The sequence below is a fragment of the Armatimonadota bacterium genome, assembly GCA_020354555.1.
GTDB lineage: Bacteria > Armatimonadota > Hebobacteria.
Window position 1 is genome coordinate 2,233,860 of record CP070648.1, and the last position, 22,597, is coordinate 2,256,456.

General features: G+C 67.0%; 17 protein-coding genes. 8 read left to right on the forward strand and 9 right to left on the reverse strand.

Features of this window, described 5'->3' with window-relative positions; all coding sequences use genetic code 11:
• Positions 1–71: 71 nt before the first annotated feature.
• Positions 72–1,415 (forward strand): 30S ribosomal protein S12 methylthiotransferase RimO, encoded by a 1,344-nt coding sequence (gene rimO, locus JSV65_09150; GenBank protein UCH36501.1) that lies wholly within the window; start codon positions 72–74, stop codon positions 1,413–1,415.
• A gap of 66 nt (positions 1,416–1,481) precedes the next feature.
• Here the strand turns inward: rimO and JSV65_09155 are convergent, their stop codons facing one another.
• The 9 genes from JSV65_09155 to JSV65_09195 all read right to left on the reverse strand — a co-directional run bounded on the left by JSV65_09155 (position 1,482) and on the right by JSV65_09195 (position 12,266).
• Positions 1,482–2,396, reverse strand: coding sequence for a hypothetical protein (locus JSV65_09155; GenBank protein ID UCH36502.1), 915 nt, complete (start codon positions 2,394–2,396; stop codon positions 1,482–1,484).
• A 77-nt stretch (positions 2,397–2,473) separates the two neighbouring features.
• Complete coding sequence (gene cdaA, locus JSV65_09160) at positions 2,474–3,322, reverse strand: diadenylate cyclase CdaA (protein UCH36503.1); 849 nt, start codon at positions 3,320–3,322, stop codon at positions 2,474–2,476.
• A 228-nt stretch (positions 3,323–3,550) separates the two neighbouring features.
• Positions 3,551–6,265 carry an alginate lyase family protein gene (locus tag JSV65_09165; GenBank protein UCH36504.1) on the reverse strand — a complete coding sequence of 905 codons (2,715 nt, stop codon included), beginning with the start codon at positions 6,263–6,265 and terminating at the stop codon, positions 3,551–3,553.
• Positions 6,258–6,656 carry a hydrogenase maturation nickel metallochaperone HypA gene (gene hypA / locus JSV65_09170; protein ID UCH36505.1) on the reverse strand — a complete coding sequence of 133 codons (399 nt, stop codon included), beginning with the start codon at positions 6,654–6,656 and terminating at the stop codon, positions 6,258–6,260. Before hypA ends, JSV65_09165 begins: the two co-directional genes overlap by 8 nt.
• Before the next feature lie 81 nt (positions 6,657–6,737).
• Positions 6,738–7,397 (reverse strand): hydrogenase nickel incorporation protein HypB, encoded by a 660-nt coding sequence (gene hypB / locus JSV65_09175; GenBank protein UCH36734.1) that lies wholly within the window; start codon positions 7,395–7,397, stop codon positions 6,738–6,740.
• 101 nt (positions 7,398–7,498) lie between these two features.
• Positions 7,499–8,290 carry a glucose-6-phosphate isomerase gene (locus JSV65_09180; GenBank protein ID UCH36506.1) on the reverse strand — a complete coding sequence of 264 codons (792 nt, stop codon included), beginning with the start codon at positions 8,288–8,290 and terminating at the stop codon, positions 7,499–7,501.
• Entirely contained in the window at positions 8,287–9,018 is a 732-nt protein-coding gene (locus JSV65_09185) for an HAD family hydrolase (protein ID UCH36507.1), read from the reverse strand. The genes JSV65_09180 and JSV65_09185 overlap by 4 nt, the downstream gene beginning before the upstream one ends.
• On the reverse strand, positions 9,015–9,452 hold the full coding sequence (locus JSV65_09190; protein UCH36508.1) for a CoA-binding protein: 438 nt from the start codon (positions 9,450–9,452) through the stop codon (positions 9,015–9,017). The genes JSV65_09185 and JSV65_09190 overlap by 4 nt, the downstream gene beginning before the upstream one ends.
• A 42-nt stretch (positions 9,453–9,494) precedes the next feature.
• The gene (locus JSV65_09195) at positions 9,495–12,266 is read right to left on the reverse strand and encodes a UPF0182 family protein (GenBank protein UCH36509.1); all 2,772 of its coding nucleotides are present in this window, start codon (positions 12,264–12,266) and stop codon (positions 9,495–9,497) included.
• Between the two features lie 349 nt (positions 12,267–12,615).
• On the opposite strand from JSV65_09195, the gene JSV65_09200 reads away from it, so the two are divergent.
• The 7 genes from JSV65_09200 to lpxD all read left to right on the forward strand — a co-directional run bounded on the left by JSV65_09200 (position 12,616) and on the right by lpxD (position 22,489).
• Entirely contained in the window at positions 12,616–14,613 is a 1,998-nt protein-coding gene (locus JSV65_09200) for a TonB-dependent receptor (protein UCH36510.1), read from the forward strand.
• Positions 14,614–14,983: 370 nt separating this feature from the next.
• Complete coding sequence (locus tag JSV65_09205) at positions 14,984–16,621, forward strand: citramalate synthase (protein ID UCH36511.1); 1,638 nt, start codon at positions 14,984–14,986, stop codon at positions 16,619–16,621.
• A gap of 212 nt (positions 16,622–16,833) precedes the next feature.
• Positions 16,834–17,433, forward strand: a complete 600-nt coding sequence (locus JSV65_09210) for a sigma-70 family RNA polymerase sigma factor (GenBank protein UCH36512.1) — start codon at positions 16,834–16,836, stop codon at positions 17,431–17,433.
• 26 nt (positions 17,434–17,459) lie between these two features.
• Entirely contained in the window at positions 17,460–19,412 is a 1,953-nt protein-coding gene (locus JSV65_09215) for a BamA/TamA family outer membrane protein (GenBank protein UCH36513.1), read from the forward strand.
• Positions 19,413–19,549: 137 nt separating this feature from the next.
• Positions 19,550–20,209, forward strand: a complete 660-nt coding sequence (locus JSV65_09220; GenBank protein UCH36514.1) for an OmpH family outer membrane protein — start codon at positions 19,550–19,552, stop codon at positions 20,207–20,209.
• Positions 20,210–20,275: 66 nt separating this feature from the next.
• Complete coding sequence (locus JSV65_09225) at positions 20,276–21,388, forward strand: hypothetical protein (GenBank protein UCH36515.1); 1,113 nt, start codon at positions 20,276–20,278, stop codon at positions 21,386–21,388.
• Positions 21,389–21,439: 51 nt separating this feature from the next.
• Entirely contained in the window at positions 21,440–22,489 is a 1,050-nt protein-coding gene (lpxD, locus tag JSV65_09230) for a UDP-3-O-(3-hydroxymyristoyl)glucosamine N-acyltransferase (protein UCH36516.1), read from the forward strand.
• Positions 22,490–22,597 lie beyond the last annotated feature (108 nt).

Here is a 22,597-nt window from a genome sequence, read left to right on the forward strand (position 1 = left end):
TTCCAGTGTCGCCGGCCGCGTTCGGCCCGGGCGGCGCTGCCGACTCCGCACCGACGGTTACGGACCGCGACATGCAAGTTGGCATCATATCACTCGGCTGCCCGAAGAACCTCGTGGACACCGAGGTCATGCTGGGCCTGCTGGCGGAAGCCGGCCACGAGATAACGCCCGATGCGCGGACGGCGGAGGCGATCATCATCAACACGTGCTGCTTCATCGAGCCCGCGCGTGAGGAGGCGGCGCAGGCGGTCCGCGAGGCGCTGGAGTTGAAGGAGCGAGGAGCGTGCCGGTTGGTCATTGTCGCCGGCTGCTGGCCACAGCGTGAAGGGATGCGGCTGGCCGACCGATTCCCCGGGGTCGACGCGCTCATCGGCGTCAACGATTTCCCGCGCATCACGGAGATCCTCGACGGCCTCGCCGCGCGGCACGATCCCGGACGGCCGACGCTCCGCGTGTCTCCTCCGGAATTCCTCTACGATCACGCCACGCCGCGACTCCTCGCCACGCCGCCGTGGATGGCTTATCTCAAGATAGCCGAGGGGTGCGATCACCGCTGCGCGTTCTGTGTCATCCCGCACCTGCGCGGGCGGCTCCGCAGCCGGCCCATCGAGTCCGTCGTCGCCGAGGCGCGGGGCCTTGCTCGCCGCGGCGTCAAGGAGCTCAACGTGGTCGCCCAGGACACGACCGGCTACGGCCGCGATCTCTACGGCACACGCCGCATCTGCGACCTACTGCGTCACCTGGCGGTAGTGGACGGCGTGCACTGGCTGCGCCTCATGTACTGCTTTCCGACGGAGGTGGATGACGGACTCATCGCCCTCCTGCGCGACGAGCCGAAACTGTGCAAGTACATTGACCTGCCGGTGCAGCACAGCGAGCGGGCGGTTTTGCGCGGAATGCGCAGGCCGGGATCGGGCGAACGCTACCTCGAGTTGATCGAGCGACTGCGCGCGGAGGTGCCCGCGGTGGCGCTCCGCACTTCCATCCTGGTGGGCTTCCCCGGGGAGACGGAGCAGAACTTCGAAGCGCTGCTCGATTTCCTGGCGGCGGCACGGTTCGACCGCGCGGGCGCGTTCGTCTATTCGCGGGAAGAGGGCACGGTCGCCGCTGCGATGGCCGAGCACGTGCCGGTGGAGGTCGCGCAGGAACGGTACCGGCGCGTGATGGAGCTTCAGCAGAGCATCTCGCTGGAGCACAACCGAGAGTTGGTGGGCGCCGAAATGGAGGTGCTGGTCGAAGCGTCGGCGCAAGCGCCGTTCTCGTGGGTCGGGCGCTCGCAGCGCGACGCGCCGGAGATTGACGGCCTGGTCTATCTGCGCGGAGGCAACGAGATCGGGCCCGGGGACTTCATCCGCGCGATCATTACTGGCGCCCGTGAATATGACCTAGAAGGGGAGGTCGTCAGCGCGACGTAGGGGCGAGGCGGCCGCCGACGTTGCCGTTCGCGCGTGACGCGCGGCGGCGCGGGGGCTGCGCGCGCGTCATTCCCGCGGCTCGACGTCTATCTCTACCTCCACTTCCGAGTCGGAGACGGTCGTGATGCCGTCGGGCCGGGTGAGGCGGGCGGTGCGGCTGATATCGCCGTCTATGCCCTCGATGTCGAGCGGCGCCGTGCGGATATACGATACCTGGCGCAGACGCTCGGCATCCCCCGCGATGGTCACCACCGGCGGGCGCACCGAAACGCCGGCGATACGACGGCCCGGCGCCGGGTTGCCCTGCAGACGCACGACGATCGGCACCGTCTCGTAGCTCAGCGTGCGTTCGACCGGAATGACGACTCGCGCCTCGGAACGCGAGAGTTCGACGCCTTCGACGACGTCATCGTTCTCGTCCACAGCCCGCAGCGGATTGGTCTGAGGGGCGTCGGGGCGAGCGGAATTCGCATCCACTTTGACCACGACATGGCTCACGCGCGCGATCGCGTCCCGCACGCCGGACACGGTTACGGTGGTGGGGGTAATCCTGGGTTCCCCGAGGAGGTAACCGGGCGGTGCGGCGCCCACAAGTCTGGCCTCGATATTCATGGTCCGGCTCGTGACGAGCTTGACGGTTACCGTGACCTTGGGTGGCTCGATACGAACGAGGCGAGTCTCGGTGGGTGCGATGTAGCTGACCTCGACCGTCCGCTGCCCCGGGTCGGCGTTTCTCAGGTTGATGTAGGCCGCGGGCGCGGGCGCGGGTGACTCGAGCGCGCCCGGACGACCGCGCAGGAAGAGCCGGACGCGCTGGGGCTCGACGGAGGCAACGTGCTTCTGGCCCACGTTTCTCAACTCGACGGGCACGGTAAAGGCCTGCGTCTCGACCGCCTGCTGCTGGGTGATGGCGACGTACAACCACAGGGAGATGGCGAGCAGCAGGGCCAGTATCTTGTATCTAAGGTTCTGGCGCAGCATAGCTTCCCATTGGCGGATGGAGCAATGCCGGTGGCACCACCGTTATCGAACGCCCCGGCGCGGGCCTGCCGGCCGGTCTACGGCTTCGGCGCGGCCTCGGCTTTCCTTCGCAGCGTCAGCGGACGCTCGCGCTCGGGAGGCACCAAGGCAGTGACGAGATGCTTCCGCAGCGCGTCGTCGGCGAGATTGGTGAACAGCCTACCCTCGAGGGCATAGGACACGGCGCCGCTTTCCTCCGACACGATGACGACCGCCGCGTCGGTCTGCTCGCAGAGGCCGAGAGCGGCGCGATGGCGGGTGCCGAGCAGGGCGCCGACGTCGTACCGTTCGCTCAGGGGCAGGACGCAGCCGGCGGCGACGACGCGGTCATCACGGATCACCGCGGCGCCGTCATGCAGCGGGCTGCCGGGGAAGAACACCGTGCGCAGCAGTTCGGTGGAGACGACGCCGTCCACGCGTTTGCCGGTGCGGATGATATCGTTGAGTCCTACCTCGCGCTCGAGTACGATCAACGCGCCGACCCGGCTTTGCGCGCACTGCCGGGCGGCGCGGACGATCTCGGTGATTAAGCGGGACACCTCCTCGCCCTTCAAGTCAGTTGCGCCGCCGGGCCACAGCCGGCCCCGGCCCAGGCGCTCGAGCGCCAGGCGCAGCTCCGGCTGAAAGAGAATGATGAGGGCGATGACGCCGGGCAGGAGCATCTGCGTCATCAGCCAGTGAAAAGTGTCCAGACCGGCCCACCTGCTGACGCCCACCAGCACCAGTAGCACCGCCACCCCTTTGAGCAGTTGAATGGCGCGCGTGCCGCGCACGAGCAGGAGCAGGTAATAGACCGCCACCGCCACCAGAGCGATGTCGAGGACGGACGCCAGGCTGACGTCAACCTGGACCGTCTGGCGAAGGCTGTCAAAGCGAAGCAGGTTCATTGACGGCCCGGCACGCTGGCAAAACCGCGGCGGTGACGAGTCGGTCGGGCGGAGAAAGTGCTGAACCAGCGGACCGGAGAACCACCCCTCTGAATGGGATTCGTCGACGCAGCGGCCTCCCGCCCGCTGGCCGCGGCTAACCGCAATATATCACACGCGCGCGACGAGTGTCAAATCGCCCGCCGTCGCGGAGTCTCGCCACGCGCCGCCGCGATCGGCGATGGTCGGCTACGGAGGTCCGTACAGCGCCTGCTCGCCGCGGCGCACGTCATCGCCGCGCAGGGCAAGCGATGACCGCACCGTGCGATCCGGATTCAGCCGGATGAAGCCGATGTCCCCGGCGGTCTCCACGCCCGCCGCTTTGACCGAGGACGCGCCCTCGCGGCCGATCAGCAGAACGTCGCGCCTGCCGTCAGTGAACGACACCTCGACAGCGAACGCCTCGCCCCGCCCGCTCGCCGTCGGCGCCGCAAACCTCTGCACCGGCAGCTCCTGCCCCGCGGCCAGTGGATAGAGGAGGTAGGCCGCCCACACCGCGCCGTCGCCCTCAGTCCCCAATATCGGCGTCGGGATGGGGCGCACATCATAGCCGCCGCTCGGAATCCAGCCCTGCACCTCCGGCTGCTCCTGGCCGGAGACGACATCGAGACTAACATCACGGCTGCCCACCGCCCACAAGGCCAGATTGGGCCCTTCCTGGTTACGCGTCAGCGTCAGCAGGGGCGCATCGCCGACCTGGAGTTCGTCCGTGTCGACGTGGAAGATGGCGTCGTAGCGATGCGGTTTCTCGTCACGTGATTGCAGCTCGTCAACGATGAGCCAGTAGTCGGGCTTGACGAAGAAGACGTGGCGGCGGTGGGACGCGGGCGTCGTCTTCCCGGGCCCGTATCCCTCGTCGTAGGTCGCGGCAGCGTAGTCGAAGTCGTCCTCGCTCACCCAGCGCTGCGGCAGGGGTTCGCTCACGACGTAGTGCCATCGGTTCGGCGCCCCGCGCCGGTTCTGCTCGAGGCCGTCAACCATGACTGTGTTGTGAGCGCGTGTGGAGAGGACGTAGCGCCGCCACTGCGACGAATCATAGGGATAGTTGCCGGCGTCAACGATGTGGCGGCGACCGTGCGCATAGAGGACGAACGTCAGCTTGTCCTCGTGCTGGTGGCCGTAGCCGAACGGCCCGGCGTCGAACAGCAGGTAGCGTGCATCCGGCTCCCACCCCGAGCGCATCACGAGGTGGCCCGCGTAGGGGAAGCGATACGAGAGGTGCGCGGGCGCTTCGCCGCCGGCGCCGCCGGTCGCGATGTACTCGAAATCGCGTCGGTGCGGGAAGTAGCGCAGTGCGTCGAGCAGGGCGTAGCGCACGTCGGTCACGCCCGCATCATTGAGCGCCGGCAGGCAGCCGTTGGGCATCGCGGCGTAGGCGTTGTAGTGATACATCTTCTCGAGCTTCGCGGTGAAGTCGGCGGGCAGCGCGGTGTCGCTGAGGCCCGCGAGATCAATCATCCCCTTGAAGTTGCGCAGCGTGACCTGATGGTAGCCGGTGCTCAACTCGATCTGCGCGCCGTCCGGATAGACCTGACGATCGAGTTCGGCATACGCGCGCTCGACGGCCGTGCGGCGCCAGGAGTCGGCTTCCGTGAACTCCGGAAACATCACCCCGACGTGGAACAGCCCGTTGCATTCCATGGCGAGCCAGTTGCCGGAGGTCGGGTGAGCCACCAGGTGGCGGGCCTGCTCGACGACGGACTTGAGCATGGTGACGACGGCGTCGTCGGTGAACGACGGGGATGACAAGAAGTAGTGGAAGGAGTCCATCCAACTGCCGGCGAGCCGGATGCCGGTCTCGATGGTGCGCCAGGCGGCCTCGCGGTTGCGGAAGCCCTCGACCGGCACCGGCTGCGACCGCACCCAGTGCGTCATCTGCGCGGTGAACTCGCGCGCGTAGCGCTCGTCGCCGGTGTCCCAGTATGCTTGGCCCAGCGTCCTCCAGAACGGATGACGGTTGAGCTGCCACGGCCACTCGTTATAGTTGATGGGGTTGAGCGTCCAGTCGACTTCGCCCTCGAACCGATGGCTGACGCCGACGCTCGTCAGCTCGCGCTCCAGGATGCGGTCGGCGGCGGAGGTGTCAGGCAGGTCCGAGTCGAGCACGAGGATCACGCGCGCGTTGGTCGGCCTTGGCGAGTAGGCCCAGAATTCCAATGCGTCAAACCGGCTCCAGTCCCGCGGCACCGCGGAGGTGGATACGCGGCGCGCCAAGTGCGGATACCGCCACCGGCCCGAATGAGCGCCGGAGCGCGCCATCTCGTCGGTCAGTTGTAGGCCGGACCACGCCGCGCGCTCGTCCTCGAAGTCGCAGATGAGCGCGCTCGCCTCCGGCCCGACGAGACGGATGTCGTCGAAGGACAACTCCATCTCGGGGTCGGGGGTCAGGTCCCACCCCGACGCGTTGAATGCCACGGAGCGGATCCAATGCCAGCCGATGGGCTGCCGGCTCGCCGCGAAGTCGCTCTTCTCGAAGCGCACGAGCTTCCATCCCTGCCAATCGACGTCGAGAAAAGCGGCGAAGTAGTCCCACCCCTCACTCCCGCCGGCAGCGGGCAGGCGCACGTCCGGCCGGCCGCGCCAGTCGAAGCGCCATCGGGGTCCGCGGCGCTGCTTCAGATGACGAACGAACTCCGACCTGGCGCGGGCAAGATCGCCTGCGTCGGCCGCCTGCTTGACGGCGCCGAGTTCGGGCCGGGTGAAATCGAGGGCGGTGATGAATTCCTCATCAGTGATGCGCGGGCCGGTCACGTGCTGCTCCTTGGCGAATGTGCTGACGGCGAGACCGCTGATGAGTACGAGGGCAAGCGCAAACACGGCGCGGGAACGCGCCGAGGCGAGGGAGCCGGTCGCAGGCGAGGCCGCACGCAGCGGCGTTCCCGGCCCGCCCGCGCCATCACGCATGAGCCCCTCCGGGCGGCGCCTTGTGGACGCGCAGGTTCTTGATCGTGACTTCGCGGCCGCGCTCGACCTCGAGACCCGGGGCATCGCAGCGCGGGCACCGCAGGGCCGGCATGAAGATATGAAACCCGGGATCCGAGGGCACCTCGATGGCCCCCTCGTACCCGCACTGATCGCACTTCACCTTGGGGGGGATGGTCGCCACCCTGATGTCCGCCCCCTCGGCCACAGTGTCGCGGAAGAGCTGGCGCAGCCAGAACTCCACCTGGTCCGGGTTGAAGAGACTCAGCTCGCCGATCTCGATGTCAACCTCGACCACATCCTGCACCTCGTGCTCGGCGGCTGCCTTCAGCACCGTGCCTTGGATCTGCATCGCCAGGGATAGCTCGTGCATGGCTTCCTCATTCACGCAACGCGGCGGCGCTTGTCACGCCGCGCGGGGCAGCGTGCCGTTCTCGCCGTGTCCCCCCGCGGCTCACAATCCGAGCGCCGCGGCGACCTGCGGGATACCCTCGCCGCCGAGACAGTCGGTGCCCACCACCTCCAGGTCCGGGTTCGCCGCCAGCGCATCCTGCCGCAGTTGATCGAGGTCGGCGTTCACCACCTGCGCCAGGTCCACCTTATTAACAACGGCGACCCGTGCCTCGCGGAAGATGTAGGGGTGCTTGCGCATCATGTACGGTCCCTCCGTCACGGACACAACCACGACGCGCGCGTGAGACCCGAGGGGGAACTCAGCCGGGCAGATCAGGTTGCCCACGTTCTCGATGAAGATGGTATCCACGTCGTGCTGCAGGACCTCGTCGAGCCCCTTGGCGACGACGTTGGCGTCAAGGTGGCATTCCTTGCCGGTGTTGATCTGCACGATGGACACGGCGCCCCGCTTCGCCAGCCGATCGGCGTCAATCGTCGTCGTTAGGTCTCCGGCGAGGACGCCGACGCGGCGGTTCGTGAGGTGCTCGATGAGCGCCCCGATGAGAGACGTCTTGCCGGAGCCGATCGCGCCCATGACATCGAACGCCTTAATGCCGCGCTCGTCGAGGCGGCCTCGATTCGCGTCTGCCAACTCCCGGTTCTTTGCGAGCAGGTTCTCCTCCAGCTCGATATCGAATGTCTCGCCTTCGCCGGCTGTGATGACCTTCAATTTTCCCCTCCGTGATCGCGGCGCGCCGCCTGGTGAGTACTAGCTTCCGTTCGCGGGCGCGGGTTCCTTTCGCGGCGTGGTCTGCGGGATCGCTAGAATCCCACTGCGCCCCAATCGTATGCCGTCGGCTCGACAAGCGGACGCAAAGCGCCGAGGTCGGCGACGCCGAGGGCGTAAATCGGCCCCGGCGCGATGAATCCCGGGATGCCGCGCGCGCCGCGTTGCCGGGTGACGGCGCCTGGGGCCTCGTAACGCGGGTTGGGCACGAGTTGTAGGCCATGGACCGCGCACACGACGTGCCAGGCGGCCCCGCCGCGCGCCAGGTATGGCTCGGGCACGGTGTCGCAGGCGGAGGCGATCCAGTTGCACATCACCAGCGGCGCGTCCCCCGCGTTGACGCTGACGTGCCCCCAACCCGGCGGCATGAGGACGACCTCGCCCGCACGCGCCTCGACGACCATCGTATCCTCGACGCGGTAGTCGGGGGCACCGGCGAGCTGGAGCACGAAATACGTGCAGCCAAGAACCACCTGGTACAGCTCGGGGTACGGCAACCCGTCCGAGGCGGCAGTGTGGTAGTGCCCCAGGGTCTTGATCGGCTCGTCTCCGATCATCGCGTGGGGCAGGACCGTCAAGTCGTAGCGCAGCCCGGCCTCGGCGATGGCTCGCCCGTGCTCGGGGAGCGCGACGCCGTCGTACATGAGGTAGAGGCTCTTGTCCTCGAACTCGTCAAGCGCTTGGGGATGCCGATAGACCGCGCGGAGTCGTTCGGGTGCACGCGTCGCCGGCTCCGGCGCCGGCAAGGGCGGAGCGAATATGAGGCCGCCGGTCTCAGCGTCAAAGGAGACCGGCAGCCCGGTCGTATCGGCAAGATCGAAAGTCAAGTCTGGCTCAGCAGCAGGTCGGGCACGGGCTCGAGGCTGTCGACCACATGGTCGGGCGGCGGCAGGTCGGCGCCCACGGCTTCCTCGCCGTTGCGGTTGACCCATACCGTCACCAATCCGGCCTCGCGAGCCGGTGCCACATCGCGTTCCAGGGAATCGCCGACATAGGCGGCCTCCGCCGGTTCGCACTCCGCCTCGCGCAGGGCGAACGCGAGCAGCTGTGGGTCGCCTTTGGCGTACCCCGCTTCGCCCTCAATGACAGTGAGCGAGAACAGCTCGCGGATCCCAAGCAGGGCGAGTTCCTCGTTCACTATGCCGGAGCTGCCCTCCGCGACGAGCCCCACTCGTGCCCGCCCGTGAAGGGCTTGCAGGGCGGGCCGAGCATCGGGAAAGAGCTGCAGCGTTCTCATTCGCGACAGTTGATAATGCAAGGCGACCGCATGGCTGAGGATGGGGTTCGCGACTCCGCACTTCTCCAGCGCGCGCTCCCACAGGCGATAGCCCTGCTCGTCGAGGCCGCTGCCGGTGGCGAAGCGGCTCGCAGTCCAGCGTCGAGTTTCCTCCGCCATGTGCCCGGCCTCGCGCACGTAGGCCTCGTGGAGCCCGGTTGCGTTCAGGCTCTCGGCATGGCTCACCGCGTAATCGCAGGCGGTGTCTATCGCCGCCTCGGCGGCGGCTTGATAGTCGCACAGCGTATCGCCGAGATCGAAGAACACCACCTTGATCATGCTGCTTCTCCGCCGCCTCCGCCAATGAGCCGATGATGCTCGACCGCCATACAGCGATCCTGGACGACCGTCAGACATGCCGCGGCGGCTCGCGCAGCCGCCGCGTCGTGACGAATGGCGAGTTGCATCCACACCGTCCGCGCGCCCGCCGCTATCGCCTGCTCGACGATCGGCGGCACATCCTGCGCCGGCCGGAAGATCTGCACGACGTCAACCGGCTGATTCACCGCCGCGAGGTCCGGGAAACAGCGCTGCTCGAGGATCTCCTCGGCCCCGGGATTGACCGGAATGATCCGATAGCCCTGCGCCATCAGGTAGCTTGCGACGCGGTGGGAATCCTTGTCGGCGCTGCGGCTGAGCCCGACCACGGCGATCGTTGTCGCCGACGTCAGGATGCCGCGCAGGGCTTCGTCGTCGTCCGCCACCTTGCCCATGCCACCGCCTCCTGCGCTGCCCAGAAGCGACGTGGCAGCAGCCTAGCGTTGCAGCTCCTCGAGTTGCCTCAGGTCACGCTCCATGGCGGCCAGTTCGTCGCCGTAACCGCTCCAGTCCCCGGCGCGCAGGCGCTCCTGCGCGTTGCGGTAATGGCCGAGCGCGGAGCCGACGAGCTGTCTCGCAGACTCCGCCGGCGGGCCTTCTGCCGGCGCGGCTTCGCCCGTCGGCTGCTCCTGTGGTGCCGCGATCGCTGTGCCGCCGAGCGCGGCTTCGAGAGCTTCGTCGAGGGTCTCGCGCATGACGACGGTGGCGTTGCCGCCCACCTGGCCGACGGCGACGATGACCCGCTTCAACTCCGGGATCTCGCTCTCCTGCGCGCGCATGAAGAGGGGCTCAACGTAGAGGAGCGCTTTGCCGACGGGGATGACCAACAGATTGCCGCGGATCACATCGGAGCCTTTGCTCCGCCACAAAGTGAGGGCGGCGCTGATATCGGTGTCCTGCTCGATGCGGGCCTCGACCATCATCGGACCGAACACCGTCTCATGGCGCGGGAAGCGGTAGACAAGGATCTCGCCGTAGTTTTCCGGGTCTGAACGAGCGCACAGCCAGGCGATCATGTTGGGCTTCCCCGCGGGCGTGTACGGGCGCATCAGGATCAACTCGGTCTCCTGCTCGTCAGGCAAGAGCGTGACCACATAGTAGGGCGGCATGAGGGAGGCCTGCTCGCCAGACCGGCTCTGCAATCCCTTCTGCGCGGACTCGCGGGCAATGTCCCACTTGTCTTCCTTGGTGTAGAAGATCTGCGAATCCGTCATATGGTAGATCTGGTACATCGTGCTCTGGAGCATGAATAGCCCCTCGGGCCAGCGCAGATGAGCCTGCAGCCCCTGCGGCATTTGCTCCAGTGGTCGAAACGCTCCAGGGAAGGCGGCCGCCCAGGTGCGGACGATCGGGTCCTCGGTATCGGCGATATAGAAGTTGACCGTGCCGTCGTAGGCGTCGGTGACGACCTTGACGGCGTTGCGCACGTAGTTGACGTTGACCGGGCCCGGCGCGGGCTCGGAATAGGGATAGCGGCCGCTTCTGGTGTATGCGTCGTGGATCCAGTACAGGTGGCCGTCGTCGCCGATCACCAGGTAGGGGTCGTTATCGTATTCGAGGAAGGGCGCAATCAAGCGCGTCCGGGTCTTGATGTCGCGATTGATGATGATCTTGCTCTTGGCCGTGACGTTGCCGGAGACAAGAATGTTGACCTCGCCGAAGCGCAGGGCGGCGGCAGTGCGCACCAGGCCGTTGGACAATCTGATGCCCGCCGCGCCGGCGTACGCGGTAGTCTCGGTCTTGTCGAACGTGGCGTAGTCAATTTCCTCGACCGCGGCGTTGACGATGCTGTAGTTGATATCCGATTCGCCGAAGTAGATCTGCGGGCGGGTGACTTCGATCTCGGGCACCAAGGACTCCGCCGGAAGATTCTTGACCAGCATCATCGGCAGCCCCTCCTGGTCAACGCGGTTCACCGGGGAGAGGACCAAGCCGTACCCATGTGTGTACAGCAGATGCGAGTTCTGCCAGGTTTTCTCCGGCAGCTGATCAAGCGATAGTTCGCGCGGCGACAGCATCACCTGCCGGTAGTCCCCGGCCATGACGTAGCGGTCAATATCCACGTCCAGGAACTCATAGTACGGTCGCAACTCCTGAAGCTTCTTGTAGGTCTGCAGCAGCGGGCGCCAGTCCCACAGGCGGATGTTCTGCACGACGCCCGGCGTAGCCGCCAACTCGGCGGCGGTGAGCTGCCCGAGCTCGGGCATGTCAACCTCGCGAATCTTGTCGAGCTGGTACGCGTGGCGCGTGAACTCGATGTTGTGCTTGATGTACGGTCGCTCTTTGAGGAACTCGTTGGGCTGCACCTGGAAGCGCTGGATCGCCGCCGGGTACATCACGTTGACCAGCAGCGACGCCGTGATCAGGAAAGCAATACCGGCGATCGGCAGCCACAGGCCCCGGAAGTGAATATTGATCAGCACGGCGAGGGAGCACAGCACCGCGATCACCATCAGGATGTACAAGGCCGGGAGCTGGGCGTGGTGATCGGTGTAGGAGATGCCGAAGGCAACTCCGCGCGCGGAGTACAGAAGGTTCCACGCGTCCAGTTGGTAGGCGACCGCCTTGGCGAGCAAGATGAGCCCGAGGATCACGGACAGGTGTCCCTTGACGTGCGGCGCGAACGCCGGCACGCCGCCCAGCACGCGGATGGCCTTATCCAGGTAATGCACCGCCGCGGCGATGATCAGCACCGCGAAGAGGGTGAGGTAGATCCACTGCCAGACGTACTCGATGAAGGGCAGCTTGAAGACGTAGAAACTGACGTCGCGGTTGAAGATCGGGTCTGCGATGCCGAACGGAGTGGCGTGGCGGTAGAGGAGGTACTTCTGCCACTGGCTCGCGGCGCCGCTGCCCACGCCGTAGCTGACGACGCCGACGAACGCGGCGAGCGCGAGCAGCAGATAGCGGTTGACGTACTGCTCGAACAACTCCGCCGCTTGACGGCGGAAGCGGCTCTCCGCCTCGTACCACGCGGCGCTCGGCGCGAGACGGCGCGCCAGCCACGCGTTGGCCATGACGAGCACGAAGAACGCGAGGCCGAAGACCAGGCCGAGGTTGATCTTGGTGACCAAGATGCCCCAGAAGATCTGGCGATAGTTGACCTCACCGAACCACAGCCAATTCAGATAGAGGTTGGGCGCGGCCGACGCGATGATCCACAATGCGACGAACGCGACGATGATCCAGATCACGGCTCGACGTCTCATGTCACCCTGCCCTTCGCCCACCCGCGCTACACCGGGAGGGTCGCGGGTATGGTTTCTGTGATTCGTCCCACCGTTCCTGCCAGCATCGTCTCCCCGCTGATACAAGGCGCATCGAGCGTCCCACGGTGCCCCTCGAGCACCACACAGCCACGGCGTGCGCGTAGCGTGCCCGCGATGATGGTGAGTTACCGCCGAAATTGTGGAATATCATCCCGACGCGGCCCGTAACGCGCTCTTCCTGGCAAGCGGCATGGGGGGTAGATCGTCTGCTATCTGCTCAGCCAGCGGGCACACGGCCCGTGGCGACCACGTGCGGCGACCGGGAAACCTGGTGGGAGGCAGACTTTCGATGCGTGCGTTCCAGTCGTTTGCACTCGTCATCGCAGTAATCGTCACTACCGCAGGGCAGCTCGCTCCTGTGCACGTCGGCGCTGAGGAACTGCCAGCGTCGGAGACGGCGGGCCTCGCGACTCACACCGAGGAGTCTCTGGAGGCCAGCATATTGGCGGCGCCGGAGTTGCTCCTGTTCCAGGAGATCCCGATCGTCGTCACCGCCTCCAGGATAGAGGAGCGCGTCACCGAAGCGCCGGCGAGCGTCACTGTCATCACGCGCCAGCAGATCCTCAGCTCGGGCGCGATCAGCATCCCCGACCTGCTGCGCATGGTGCCCGGCGTGGACGTCATGCAGAGCACCGGCGCGAACTGGGAGGTCAGCATCCGCGGCGTCATCCAGCCGATGTCGAACAAAGCCCTCGTGCTGGTGGATGGGCGCACGGTGTATAACGACCTCTACGCCAGCGTCAACTGGCACGGCCTGCCCGTCGTGCTCGAGGATATCGAGCGCATCGAGATCATCCGCGGGCCCCTGTCTTCCCTGTGGGGGGCCAATGCGTCGCTCGGCGTCATCAACATCATCACGCGCTCGGCTGCCCAGTCGCAGGGTACTTCGGCCACCGCTGCGTGGGGCACCCGGGGCACGGTCCGTGCGAACGTCATCCACGGCGGCGAACTGGGCGACCGCGGCATCCGCTACAAGCTCAGTGCAGCCCGCGAGGAGGTCGGCCAGTGGACCGCGTATCGCCCGGATGCGCGCGAGGGGTTCATCGGCGACAGAAAAGCGGGCGCAGCGACCAAAGCGAATCTGGCCGTGGAGTGGGATCGCCGCGACGGCAGCAATTGGACGCTGCACGCGGGCGAGAGCGAGAGCGGCGCTCTGATCTTCATTGACTACTCTGCAACGCAGCGGCTGTGGGAGGAAGACGTCAAATACGTCTCCCTCGATTACAGCAAGGACGATCTCAGCGTGCGCGCGTACTGGAACGGTACGCGCATTGACTACTCCGAGTACGAGTTGCCCACGGCGACGGTGTACACCGACCTCTACAACCTCGAGGCGCTCAAGTCTCAGACCCTCGACAAGCACGCCGTCGTGTACGGCGCGAGCTATCGCAGGAAGGCAGTCGGCCAGGCCAACTTCCGCCTGCTCGATGACGCACATCGCCAGCATCTATGGGCCGCCTACGTCGAGGATGCCTACCAGGCCTCGGAGCGCACGAAGCTCGTGCTCAGCGCGCGCTACGATCGCCACCCGCTCGCCGGCGGCCGCGTCTCGGGCAGAGCCACGGCCATGTACTCTCCGACGCCGCGCCAAACGCTGCGCCTGTCCGCCGCCAACGCGTTCCGCAGCCCTACTTTCCTCGAATCATACCTCGAGATATCCATTCCTCTACCGCCCCCGCTGCCGCCCACCGGCGTGTGGGGCAACACTGGTCTGGACTACGAAGGCATCACCGCCTACGATCTCGAGTACCGAGCCGAACTCTCCCCCAGGACCAGCGCCGACCTGTGCGTCTTCTACAATGAACTCCAAGATTTCATCCTCTATGACGTCATCCTCGACGTCCCACGCCAACAGCAGTTCGCGAACCTGGGCGCCGCACGCGCGCGCGGGGCGGAGGTCGAAGTCCGCCGCGCGCTGTCCCCCGTGCTGTCCGGCTTCGCCAACTACACCTACCTCTCGGTCGAGGGCGTGGGCGCGATCGAGGATCGGCACGATAGCCTGGTCAAGCACGCCCCGCGCCACAAGGCGAATCTCGGCTTCACGCTGTCAGACCCCGACCGCGGCCTCAACGGCAGCCTGCTCCTCAGCTACCGCGACAAGGTCGTCGTGCGGGATCAAAGCGCCGGCCCCTACGTTCTCGTCAACGGCTACGTCGGCAAGAAGATCGGGGACAACGCGGAGGCGGGCATCTCCTTCTTCAACCTCGCCAACCGCAAGCACCAGCAGTTCACCAGGGGCGACTACATCGGCCGCCGCATCATGGGCAGCGTCAGGTGGGAGTTCTAGCGCCACTGCTCGTGACGGGTTGCAACCCGCTGCGTGATGCGCGCGGGAGGTCATGGATGATCCCGCGTGCTCAGGCGGGGCCCATGTCAGTCCGGCCCCGCCGACTCATCGGGGGTATGCATCACGCAGGGCAGCCGTTCGGGGACATTCATCCGACCGTCGTATCATGACCCCCGTGTGCGGACGCTGAATCTCGGTCGGTGGATTGCTTCCTCGCGCTGTCGGCTGCGCCGACGTCGCTCCCGGCGGCCGGCACACCCCATGCGATGGGTGCGGATCGCGGCGGCCTCCACGGTGCGCCGGAGCTTGACACCCGCAGAATCGCTCTGCTAGAATCGCGACGGTAGCCCCCCGACGAAAGGACCCCTCAATGGCCACCGACCCAACACCTGCGCACGGCGTGAGCAAGGACGTGGTCGTGTACGACACAACCCTGCGCGACGGCGCGCAGACCGAGGGCATCTCGCTGTCGGTCGAGGACCGCGTCAAGATCGCGCAGCGGTTGGATGAGCTGGGCATTGACTACATCGAGGGCGGCTGGCCCTCGCGCGAGAACCCCACGGACATCGCCTTCTTCCGGCACATGCGGGAGATGCCGCTGGCGCACGCCAAGCTCGTGGCCTTCGGCAGCACGCGGCGCCCCAAAGCGAAGGTCGAGGAGGACCCCCAGATCAACAGCCTGCTCAACGCGGGAACCAGCGCCGTCACCATCTTCGGCAAGAGCTGGGACCTGCACGTCGTGGGCACGCTGGGAGCGACGCTGCAACAGAACCTCGAGATGATCGAGGACACGGTGAGGCATCTCAAATCGCGCGGGCTGGAAGTCATCTTCGACGCCGAGCACTTTTTTGACGGTTACCAGGGCAACGCGGATTACGCGCTGGCCACGCTGCAGGCGGCAGCCGCGGCGGACGACGACTGCATCGTACTGTGCGACACCAACGGCGGCACACTGCCGCATGAGTTGGAGCCGATGTTTCGTGCGGCCCAGGCGGCGGTCGAGACGCCGCTTGGCATCCACGCTCACAACGACAGCGACGTCGCGGTCGCCAATACTCTGTTGGCCGTACATCTCGGCGCGACGCACGTGCACGGGACGATCAACGGTTACGGCGAGCGCTGCGGCAACGCGAACCTGTGCTCGGTCGTACCGAACCTCCAGCTCAAACTCGGCAAGAGCGCGCTGGCACCCGACAAGCTCGCCCGGCTGTACGAGGTCGCGCATTACATCTCAGAGGTGGCGAACATGCCACCGGCGGAGCGCCAGCCCTTCGTCGGGCGGAGCGCTTTTGCCCATAAGGGGGGCGTCCATGTGGACGCGGTGCTCAAGCGCCCGGAGACCTACGAGCACGTCACACCCGAGGTCGTCGGCAACCAGCGCCGCCTGCTGGTGAGCGACCAGGCGGGCACGAGCACCGTGGTCTACAAGGCGCGCGCGCTCGAGATCGACCTCGACAAGCAGTCGCCGGAGACGCGGGCGATTCTCCAGCGGGTCAAGGAGATGGAGCACGAGGGCTACCAGTTCGAGGGGGCAGAGGCGTCGTTCGACCTGCTCATGCGCAAGACGATGGGCATCTACCGCAACCTCTTCGATCTCGGCGGGTTCCGCGTCATCACCGAGAAGCGGGCGGAAGGCGACATCCTGTGCGAGGCGACGATCAAGGTCACGGTGGACGGTGTCGAGGAGCACACGGCGGCGGAGGGTGACGGGCCGGTGCACGCGCTGGACGGGGCGCTGCGCAAAGCGCTGGAGAAGTTCTACCCGGACCTCAAGGAGATCAAGCTCACGGACTTCAAGGTGCGCGTGATCGCCGGCTCCGAGGGCACGGCGGCGAAGGTGAGGGTCTTGGTCGAGTCGTCGGACGACGCCGATTCGTGGAGCACCGTCGGCGTCCACACCAACATCATCGAGGCGAGCTGGCAGGCGCTGGTGGATTCCATCGAGTACGGCCTGATGCGGCGAGGCGAGGGGGCGGGGACCGGGGTGGGGGGCAACCGCAGCGCGTGATGTCGCGGCGGCGCGGGGCCGCCAGGCGTCGGTTGTGCGGGACTCGCGATTATGCTAGACTACAGGATTGGGGGGCAGCGATAGTCCTGAGCGAAATGAAATGATTCTCCAGCCGTGGGCGGTCGGGGCGTAACCTTTTGCGCCCTGACTCGTCTAAAGCAACGAGGCGCGGCCTCGGCGCGGGCGCGCTCGGAGCGGCCAGGGGAGGCGCGGTGCGGGAAACTGATTCCAGGGCACAGGGCCGGGATGTGCCCGACAGCATGTGCGCCGAGAGCTTCGACGAGCTGTTCGAGCGCTACGAGCGAAAGATCTTCAACCTCATTTATCGCTTGATCGGGGATCACGAAGAGGCGACGGATCTGGCGTCGGAGACGTTCGTGCAGGCGCTGCGATCCTTCAACCGGTTTCGCGGCGAGGCGCGCCCCTACACCTGGTTGTACCGTATCGCGATCAACCAGTGCAAGAACTACTTTCGTCGCCGGGACGTGCGCAAGCGAGTGCACGGGCCGTCGCTCGACGAACGCGTCGCCGCGGACGGGGACGGTGGGGTGCAACGCGAGGTCGCGGATTGGCGGCACGCGCCGCAGCGCAATGCCGAGCGCCGCGAGCTTCAGCGAGAGGTCGAGCGCGCCATCGCCGCCCTCAGCCCCGACGCACGGATGGTCGTCGTCCTACGCGACGTGCACGGCTTCAGCTACCAGGAGATAGCGGAGATGGTGGGGGTCTCGCTGGAAGTGGTGAAGGCACGCCTGTTTCGGGCGCGCGCAGCGCTCCGGGAACAGTTGTCCGAGTATCTCCTGCCTGAAGCGTAACGGTACCACATGGAGGAGAGCTGAGCATGGGGAAAGCGTTGGCAGCCTGCTGCCTCGCGTTGGTGCTGTGCGTTGGGGCGTCGGCCCAGGAATCTGCGCCATCGGTGGAGCAGACCGAGCAGGTGGCGCCGCAGCCGCCGGCCGCTCCGGACGTGTCGGCCGAGGCGTCGCAGCCGACCGCACCATCTGTAGACCAACCGGCACCTGCGCAGGACGCCGAATCGGCAACTGAAACACCGCCCGAGAATGCGACACCGGCAACTGAAACACCGCCCGAGGAGGCGAAGCCGGCAATCGAGGCGCCCGCGGAAGAGCCTCAGGAGGCAGAGCCGGCGGCACCGGCGGAGGCCGAGCAGCCGGGCCCGCCGATCACCGCCATCGTCGTCCGCGGCAACGAGCACATCGCGCTCGAGCAGATCACCCCGTCGCTCACGGCACAGGTCGGCCAGAACGTCGCTGACGCACTGCTCGAGGAGCAGGAGAAGGCGGTGCGCGATCTCGGCTGGTTCTACGACGTGCGCGTCACTACCGAGCCGACGGAGCAAGGGGTGCGGTTGGTCGTGACCGTGGTCGAGAATCCGGTCATCAGCGACATCGTCATCGAGGGCAATACGGTCTTCAGCGACGAGCAACTGCGGGCGGTCATGGAATCGAAGCCGGGCGAGGTGGCGAGCAACCGCACGATAATCAACGACCTGCGCGCGATTCGTGAGAAGTACGACTCCGCCGGCTATATCTGGGCACAGGTATCCGACGTGTGGACCGACGAAGAGACGGGCAACCTGGTCATCACCTTGCTCGAGGGCGAGGTCGAGGAACTGCGCATCACGGGCAACCGGAAGACCCGGAGTTACGTCATCCGGCGCGAGATGCGCACCAAGCCGGGTGACATCCTCAATCGCGACCGGCTGCGGCGCGACCTCGACCGGCTCATCAACCTGGAGATCTTTCAGGACGTATCATCGCAGCCGACGGTGGGCAGCGCGCCCGGCCTGGTCGCGGTACCGGTCAACGTGGTGGAGAAGAAGACCGGGCTCGCGGCGGCGGGCGTGGGCTACAGCTCGGTGCAGAAGCTTGTGGGCTTCGTCGATCTCACGGAGTCGAACCTGCGCGGCACCGGCCAGAAGGTCACGCTGCGGATGGAGTTCGGAGGCCGCGAGAGCTACGAGCTGGGCTACTTCAACCCGTGGATCAGCGCGCCCGAGACGAGCCTGCGCGTCGGGGTTTACAACAAACTCATCCTGCGCCAGGCCGTGGTCGGCGATATCGGCTTCCTGTACGACGAGAAGCGCACCGGCGGGAACGTCACCGTGAGCCGGCCCCTCGGCGAGAGCGAAACCACGCGCATCTACATGAGCCTGCGCGCCGATTCCGTGTCGGTGCAGGAGGCGGACGACGAGACGCTGCCCGATGTCATTGCGCTCCAGCGGGGGGAGGACGTGCGAAGCCTGGGCGTGACGTTGCGCAACGACGACCGCGACATCAAAGCCAACCCGACGCGCGGCGGCCTCAACAGCGTGTCCGCGGAGTTCGCGGGCTGGCTCGGCGGCGCCAGCTTCAACAAGTACGGCGTCGACCTGCGGCGGTACTTCCGCGTCGGCGGCAAGCGCATCCTTGCCACCCGCCTCATGCTGGGCTTCGCCGCCGGCCACCCGCCGTTCCTCGAGCAGTATCTCATCGGCGGCGGCGACACGCTGCGCGGGTATCGCAACGACCGCTTCCCCGGCACGCGCATGGCGATCCTCAACACCGAGCTGCGCGTCCCACTCCAGGAGAATCTCGCCGGGGTCGTGTTTGTCGACGTCGGCACCGCGTGGGGTGGCGTGTTTGCGCGCGAACTCGGCGATACGCGCTTCGAGGCGCACGTCGGCTATGGCCTCGGCGTACGCCTCGTCACGCCGATCGGGCCTATCCGCATAGACTACGGCATCGGCAGCGAAGGACAGGAGACTCACTTCAGCGTGGGCCACGCCTTCTAGCGCGGCCCGAGATCCGTCGTTCGTGGCCCGAGACTCGCGCTCCGCGACCGTGTGTTGCGGCGCGCGGCCGTCGCCGGGAGCGCGGTGCGGGGACATCGCACCGCGGACCGCAAACGGCGAACATAGGACGTGAAACCATGGACGACCCACGAAAGGAGAGGGAATTGGCGAAGCAGGTGGCGTGCTTGGTCGTGGCGCTGATGATTGCGGCGCTCGTGGCACCGTTCGCCTTGGCGCAGGAGCAAGCGCCGAGGCTCGGTGTGGTTGACATGGCCAAGGTGCTCGAAGGATACACGGAATTCCAGGCATCGGACGCCGAGTACAAGCAGTTCTTGCGCGACCGGCAGGGGCAACTCCAGCAGCGCATGAGCGTGCGGCTGCTGCGCGACGACGAGTTGAAGGAGTACCAGAACCTGACCAGCGTGGTCGCGCCAACCGACGATCAGAAGCGGCGGCTGGAGGAATTGCGGGCGCTGGCCGAAAAGCGCGAGAACGAACTGAATGGGCTGTCGCGGCTCCCCGACCCGACTCCCGAGGAGAAGCAGCGGTTGACGGAGCTCCAGGCGGTGGCCGATAAGGCCGATGAGGAGATCAGCGGGCTCCAGCAGCGCTTGGCCGACGAGATCAACCAGCGCAACAAGGAACTCTCCGAGAAGCTCAATCAGAAGATTGAGGCCGCGCTGGCGGCGGTCGCCAGAGAGAAGCGGGTGGACTACATTCTGTCCAAGGATGCCGTGCTCTACGGCGGGCGAGACCTCACCGATGAGGTCCTGGCGAAACTGAACCCGAGCGCCTAGAGGCGGCGTCGCCGACAGCGCGTCTGATTTCCGAGGCTCCTTTCGATGAGACCAGCGAGCGCCACTATGAGGCTGCTGCGAGCGGCGGCGCTGGCAGGTGCCGTGATCGCCGGGGGCTGCGCCGCGCCCGTGGCGCGCGAGCCTCGCGTCGCTTATGCGCGGCTGGCACCGCTTGCCGCCCTGCACCCGCGCTACCCTGAGTTGGCGGCACTCGAACAGTGGGGGCGGGCGGCGCGAAGCGCGGCCGAAGGCCCGCTCGCCGACATGCCCCTGCCCGTTGCCCACTTGTTCTCGCCGGTCTCGGGCGGCGAGTTGGCGCCGCCGCCGGTCGCCGCCGCTCTCGAGCGCGTCAGGACGGTCACCGAGGAGGAAGTCACGCGCCTGACGCGGGAACTGACGGCGCGCGCTCATGAGGATCTCGTCCGCGGGGCGCGGGAAGCTGCGCGAGCCGCGCGCGCGCAAGACGCGCAGCGGCGCAGTGAGATCCTCGCGGCGCTCGCCGATGACCGCCGTCGGGTACTGCTGGAGCGGCGCGACCGCGTCTATAATCTACGCCTGAGAGTGGCGAACCTCGAACGTAGGGGTGGCGAGCCGAACCTGCTGCCGGGGGCGCGAGGGCCGGCGCAGGAACGGCTGAGGCAAGCGCGAGAGGAACTGGGAACGGCGCTCGAAGAGCAAGCGTCTCGTCTCGACGAGGTGCAGCAGCAATACGACGCGCAGCTCGCGGCACTGGAGCAGGCGGCGACCGAACGGGTGGCGCGGGAGGTCGAGGAGCTGCGCCGCCGCCTGGCTGAGGAACTCGCCGACGCCGTCGCCGGTGAGCGCGAGCGCCTGGCGGTGCCGGTCGCGGCCGCGGCCGAGCAGATGACGCTCGGCCTCGAGCTGGCACCGGGTCCGCCCGCAGCGCTGCTGGCAGGTGTGTTGAGCCGTGATCTCGAACCAGCGTCCGGGGCGCCGCGCCAGAGGTCGTACTCGGCCGCCATGGCAGGCCGCGCCGACGAGTTGGCGCGGCGGCGCAACAGGTTGGCGGACCTGGTGCGCGAGGAGACCCGCGCGACGGCGGAGGCGCTGGCCTACGCCCGCAACTGGCGCGTGAAGTGGGGCGAGCCGCCCGGCGCCGGCCCGGCCGATATCACGGAACGGGTCGAGGAATGGCTGCGCGCCTATTGGGGTGCGTGAGCGAATCGGCCGGGCAGCATTGACCGCCTCGTCCCGACATCGGGAGATGCCGTGCCTGCACTGACTCTGAAACAGATCGCCGACGAGTTGGGCGGAGAAGCGGTCGGCCCTGCCGAACTCCTGATCGCCGGAGCCGCGGGGTACGAGGGCGCCGGGGAAACCGACCTGACGTTCGCCGACAACCCGCGACTGCTCAAGGTCGCCGAGCAGAGCCGGGCAGCCGCGCTGATCGTGTCGCGGGAAGTGGCGTCATCGGTCAAGCCCATTATCCGCACCGATAACCCGCGGCTGGCGTTCGCCCAGGCGCTGGAACTGTTTTGGCCGCGGCAGCGGCCTGAGCCCGGCATTCATCCGACGGCGGTGGTCGGCGCGGGCGTGGAGATCGGCGCAGACACGTACGTCGGGCCGTGTGCGGTCGTCGGCGACGGGGCGCGGCTGGGACGCGACGTCGAACTGCACGCGGTATGCTCCCTCGGCCGCAACACCGAGGTCGGCGACGGGACGATCATCCATCCCCACGTCACCGTCTATCACGACGTGCGCATCGGCAAGCGCTGCATCATCCACTCCGGCTGCGTCATCGGGGGCGACGGCTTCGGGTTCGTGCGCAATGGCGAGGGCGCGCACATCAAGGTGCCCCAGGTGGGCACGGTCATCATCGAGGATGACGTGGAGATCGGCTCCAACTGCGCCGTGGACCGGGCGACGACCGATGCGACCGTGATCGGCCGCGGCACCAAAATGGACAACCTCGTGCAGATAGGCCACAACGTCAAGATCGGGCGCAACTGCATCATCGTCGGCCAAGTCGGCCTCTCCGGCAGCGTCGAGATCGGCGACGGCGCAGTCCTCGCCGGACAGGTCGGCGTAGCGGACCATATCACGATTGGCAAGGGCGCCACGGTCTGCGCGCAGGCCGGGGTGATTGGCGACATCCCCGAGGGTGCGGTCGTGTCCGGATACCCGGCGCGGCCGCACAAGGAGCAGATGAAGGCGGAGGCCGCCCTGCGCAGGTTGCCGGCGGCGCTGTCCGAGCTGCGCGCCTTGCGGCGGCAGCTTGAGGCGCTCCAGGAGCGCCTCAAGGAGCGGGACGGGAGCTGAGCCTCCGCTGCGGAACGCCGCGGACCCGGGCGGAGCGTTACGAGGAAGCCGCTTCTCACGTATCACCCTGTTCCCGCCCCTGATGCGCGGGAAGCCTGACGCAATCAT

Coding starts and splice junctions, on each gene's coding strand:
- JSV65_09165 (UCH36504.1), bottom strand. CDS start 6,265: ATGCGTGATGGCGCGGGCGGGCCGGGAACGCCGCTGCGTGCGGCCTCG.
- hypA (UCH36505.1), bottom strand. CDS start 6,656: ATGCACGAGCTATCCCTGGCGATGCAGATCCAAGGCACGGTGCTGAAG.
- JSV65_09215 (UCH36513.1), top strand. CDS start 17,460: ATGGGGAAAGCGTTGGCAGCCTGCTGCCTCGCGTTGGTGCTGTGCGTT.
- JSV65_09155 (UCH36502.1), bottom strand. CDS start 2,396: ATGCTGCGCCAGAACCTTAGATACAAGATACTGGCCCTGCTGCTCGCC.
- JSV65_09195 (UCH36509.1), bottom strand. CDS start 12,266: ATGAGACGTCGAGCCGTGATCTGGATCATCGTCGCGTTCGTCGCATTG.
- JSV65_09200 (UCH36510.1), top strand. CDS start 12,616: ATGCGTGCGTTCCAGTCGTTTGCACTCGTCATCGCAGTAATCGTCACT.
- cdaA (UCH36503.1), bottom strand. CDS start 3,322: ATGAACCTGCTTCGCTTTGACAGCCTTCGCCAGACGGTCCAGGTTGAC.
- JSV65_09225 (UCH36515.1), top strand. CDS start 20,276: ATGAGGCTGCTGCGAGCGGCGGCGCTGGCAGGTGCCGTGATCGCCGGG.
- JSV65_09205 (UCH36511.1), top strand. CDS start 14,984: ATGGCCACCGACCCAACACCTGCGCACGGCGTGAGCAAGGACGTGGTC.
- JSV65_09220 (UCH36514.1), top strand. CDS start 19,550: ATGGACGACCCACGAAAGGAGAGGGAATTGGCGAAGCAGGTGGCGTGC.
- rimO (UCH36501.1), top strand. CDS start 72: ATGCAAGTTGGCATCATATCACTCGGCTGCCCGAAGAACCTCGTGGAC.
- JSV65_09185 (UCH36507.1), bottom strand. CDS start 9,018: ATGATCAAGGTGGTGTTCTTCGATCTCGGCGATACGCTGTGCGACTAT.
- JSV65_09190 (UCH36508.1), bottom strand. CDS start 9,452: ATGGGCAAGGTGGCGGACGACGACGAAGCCCTGCGCGGCATCCTGACG.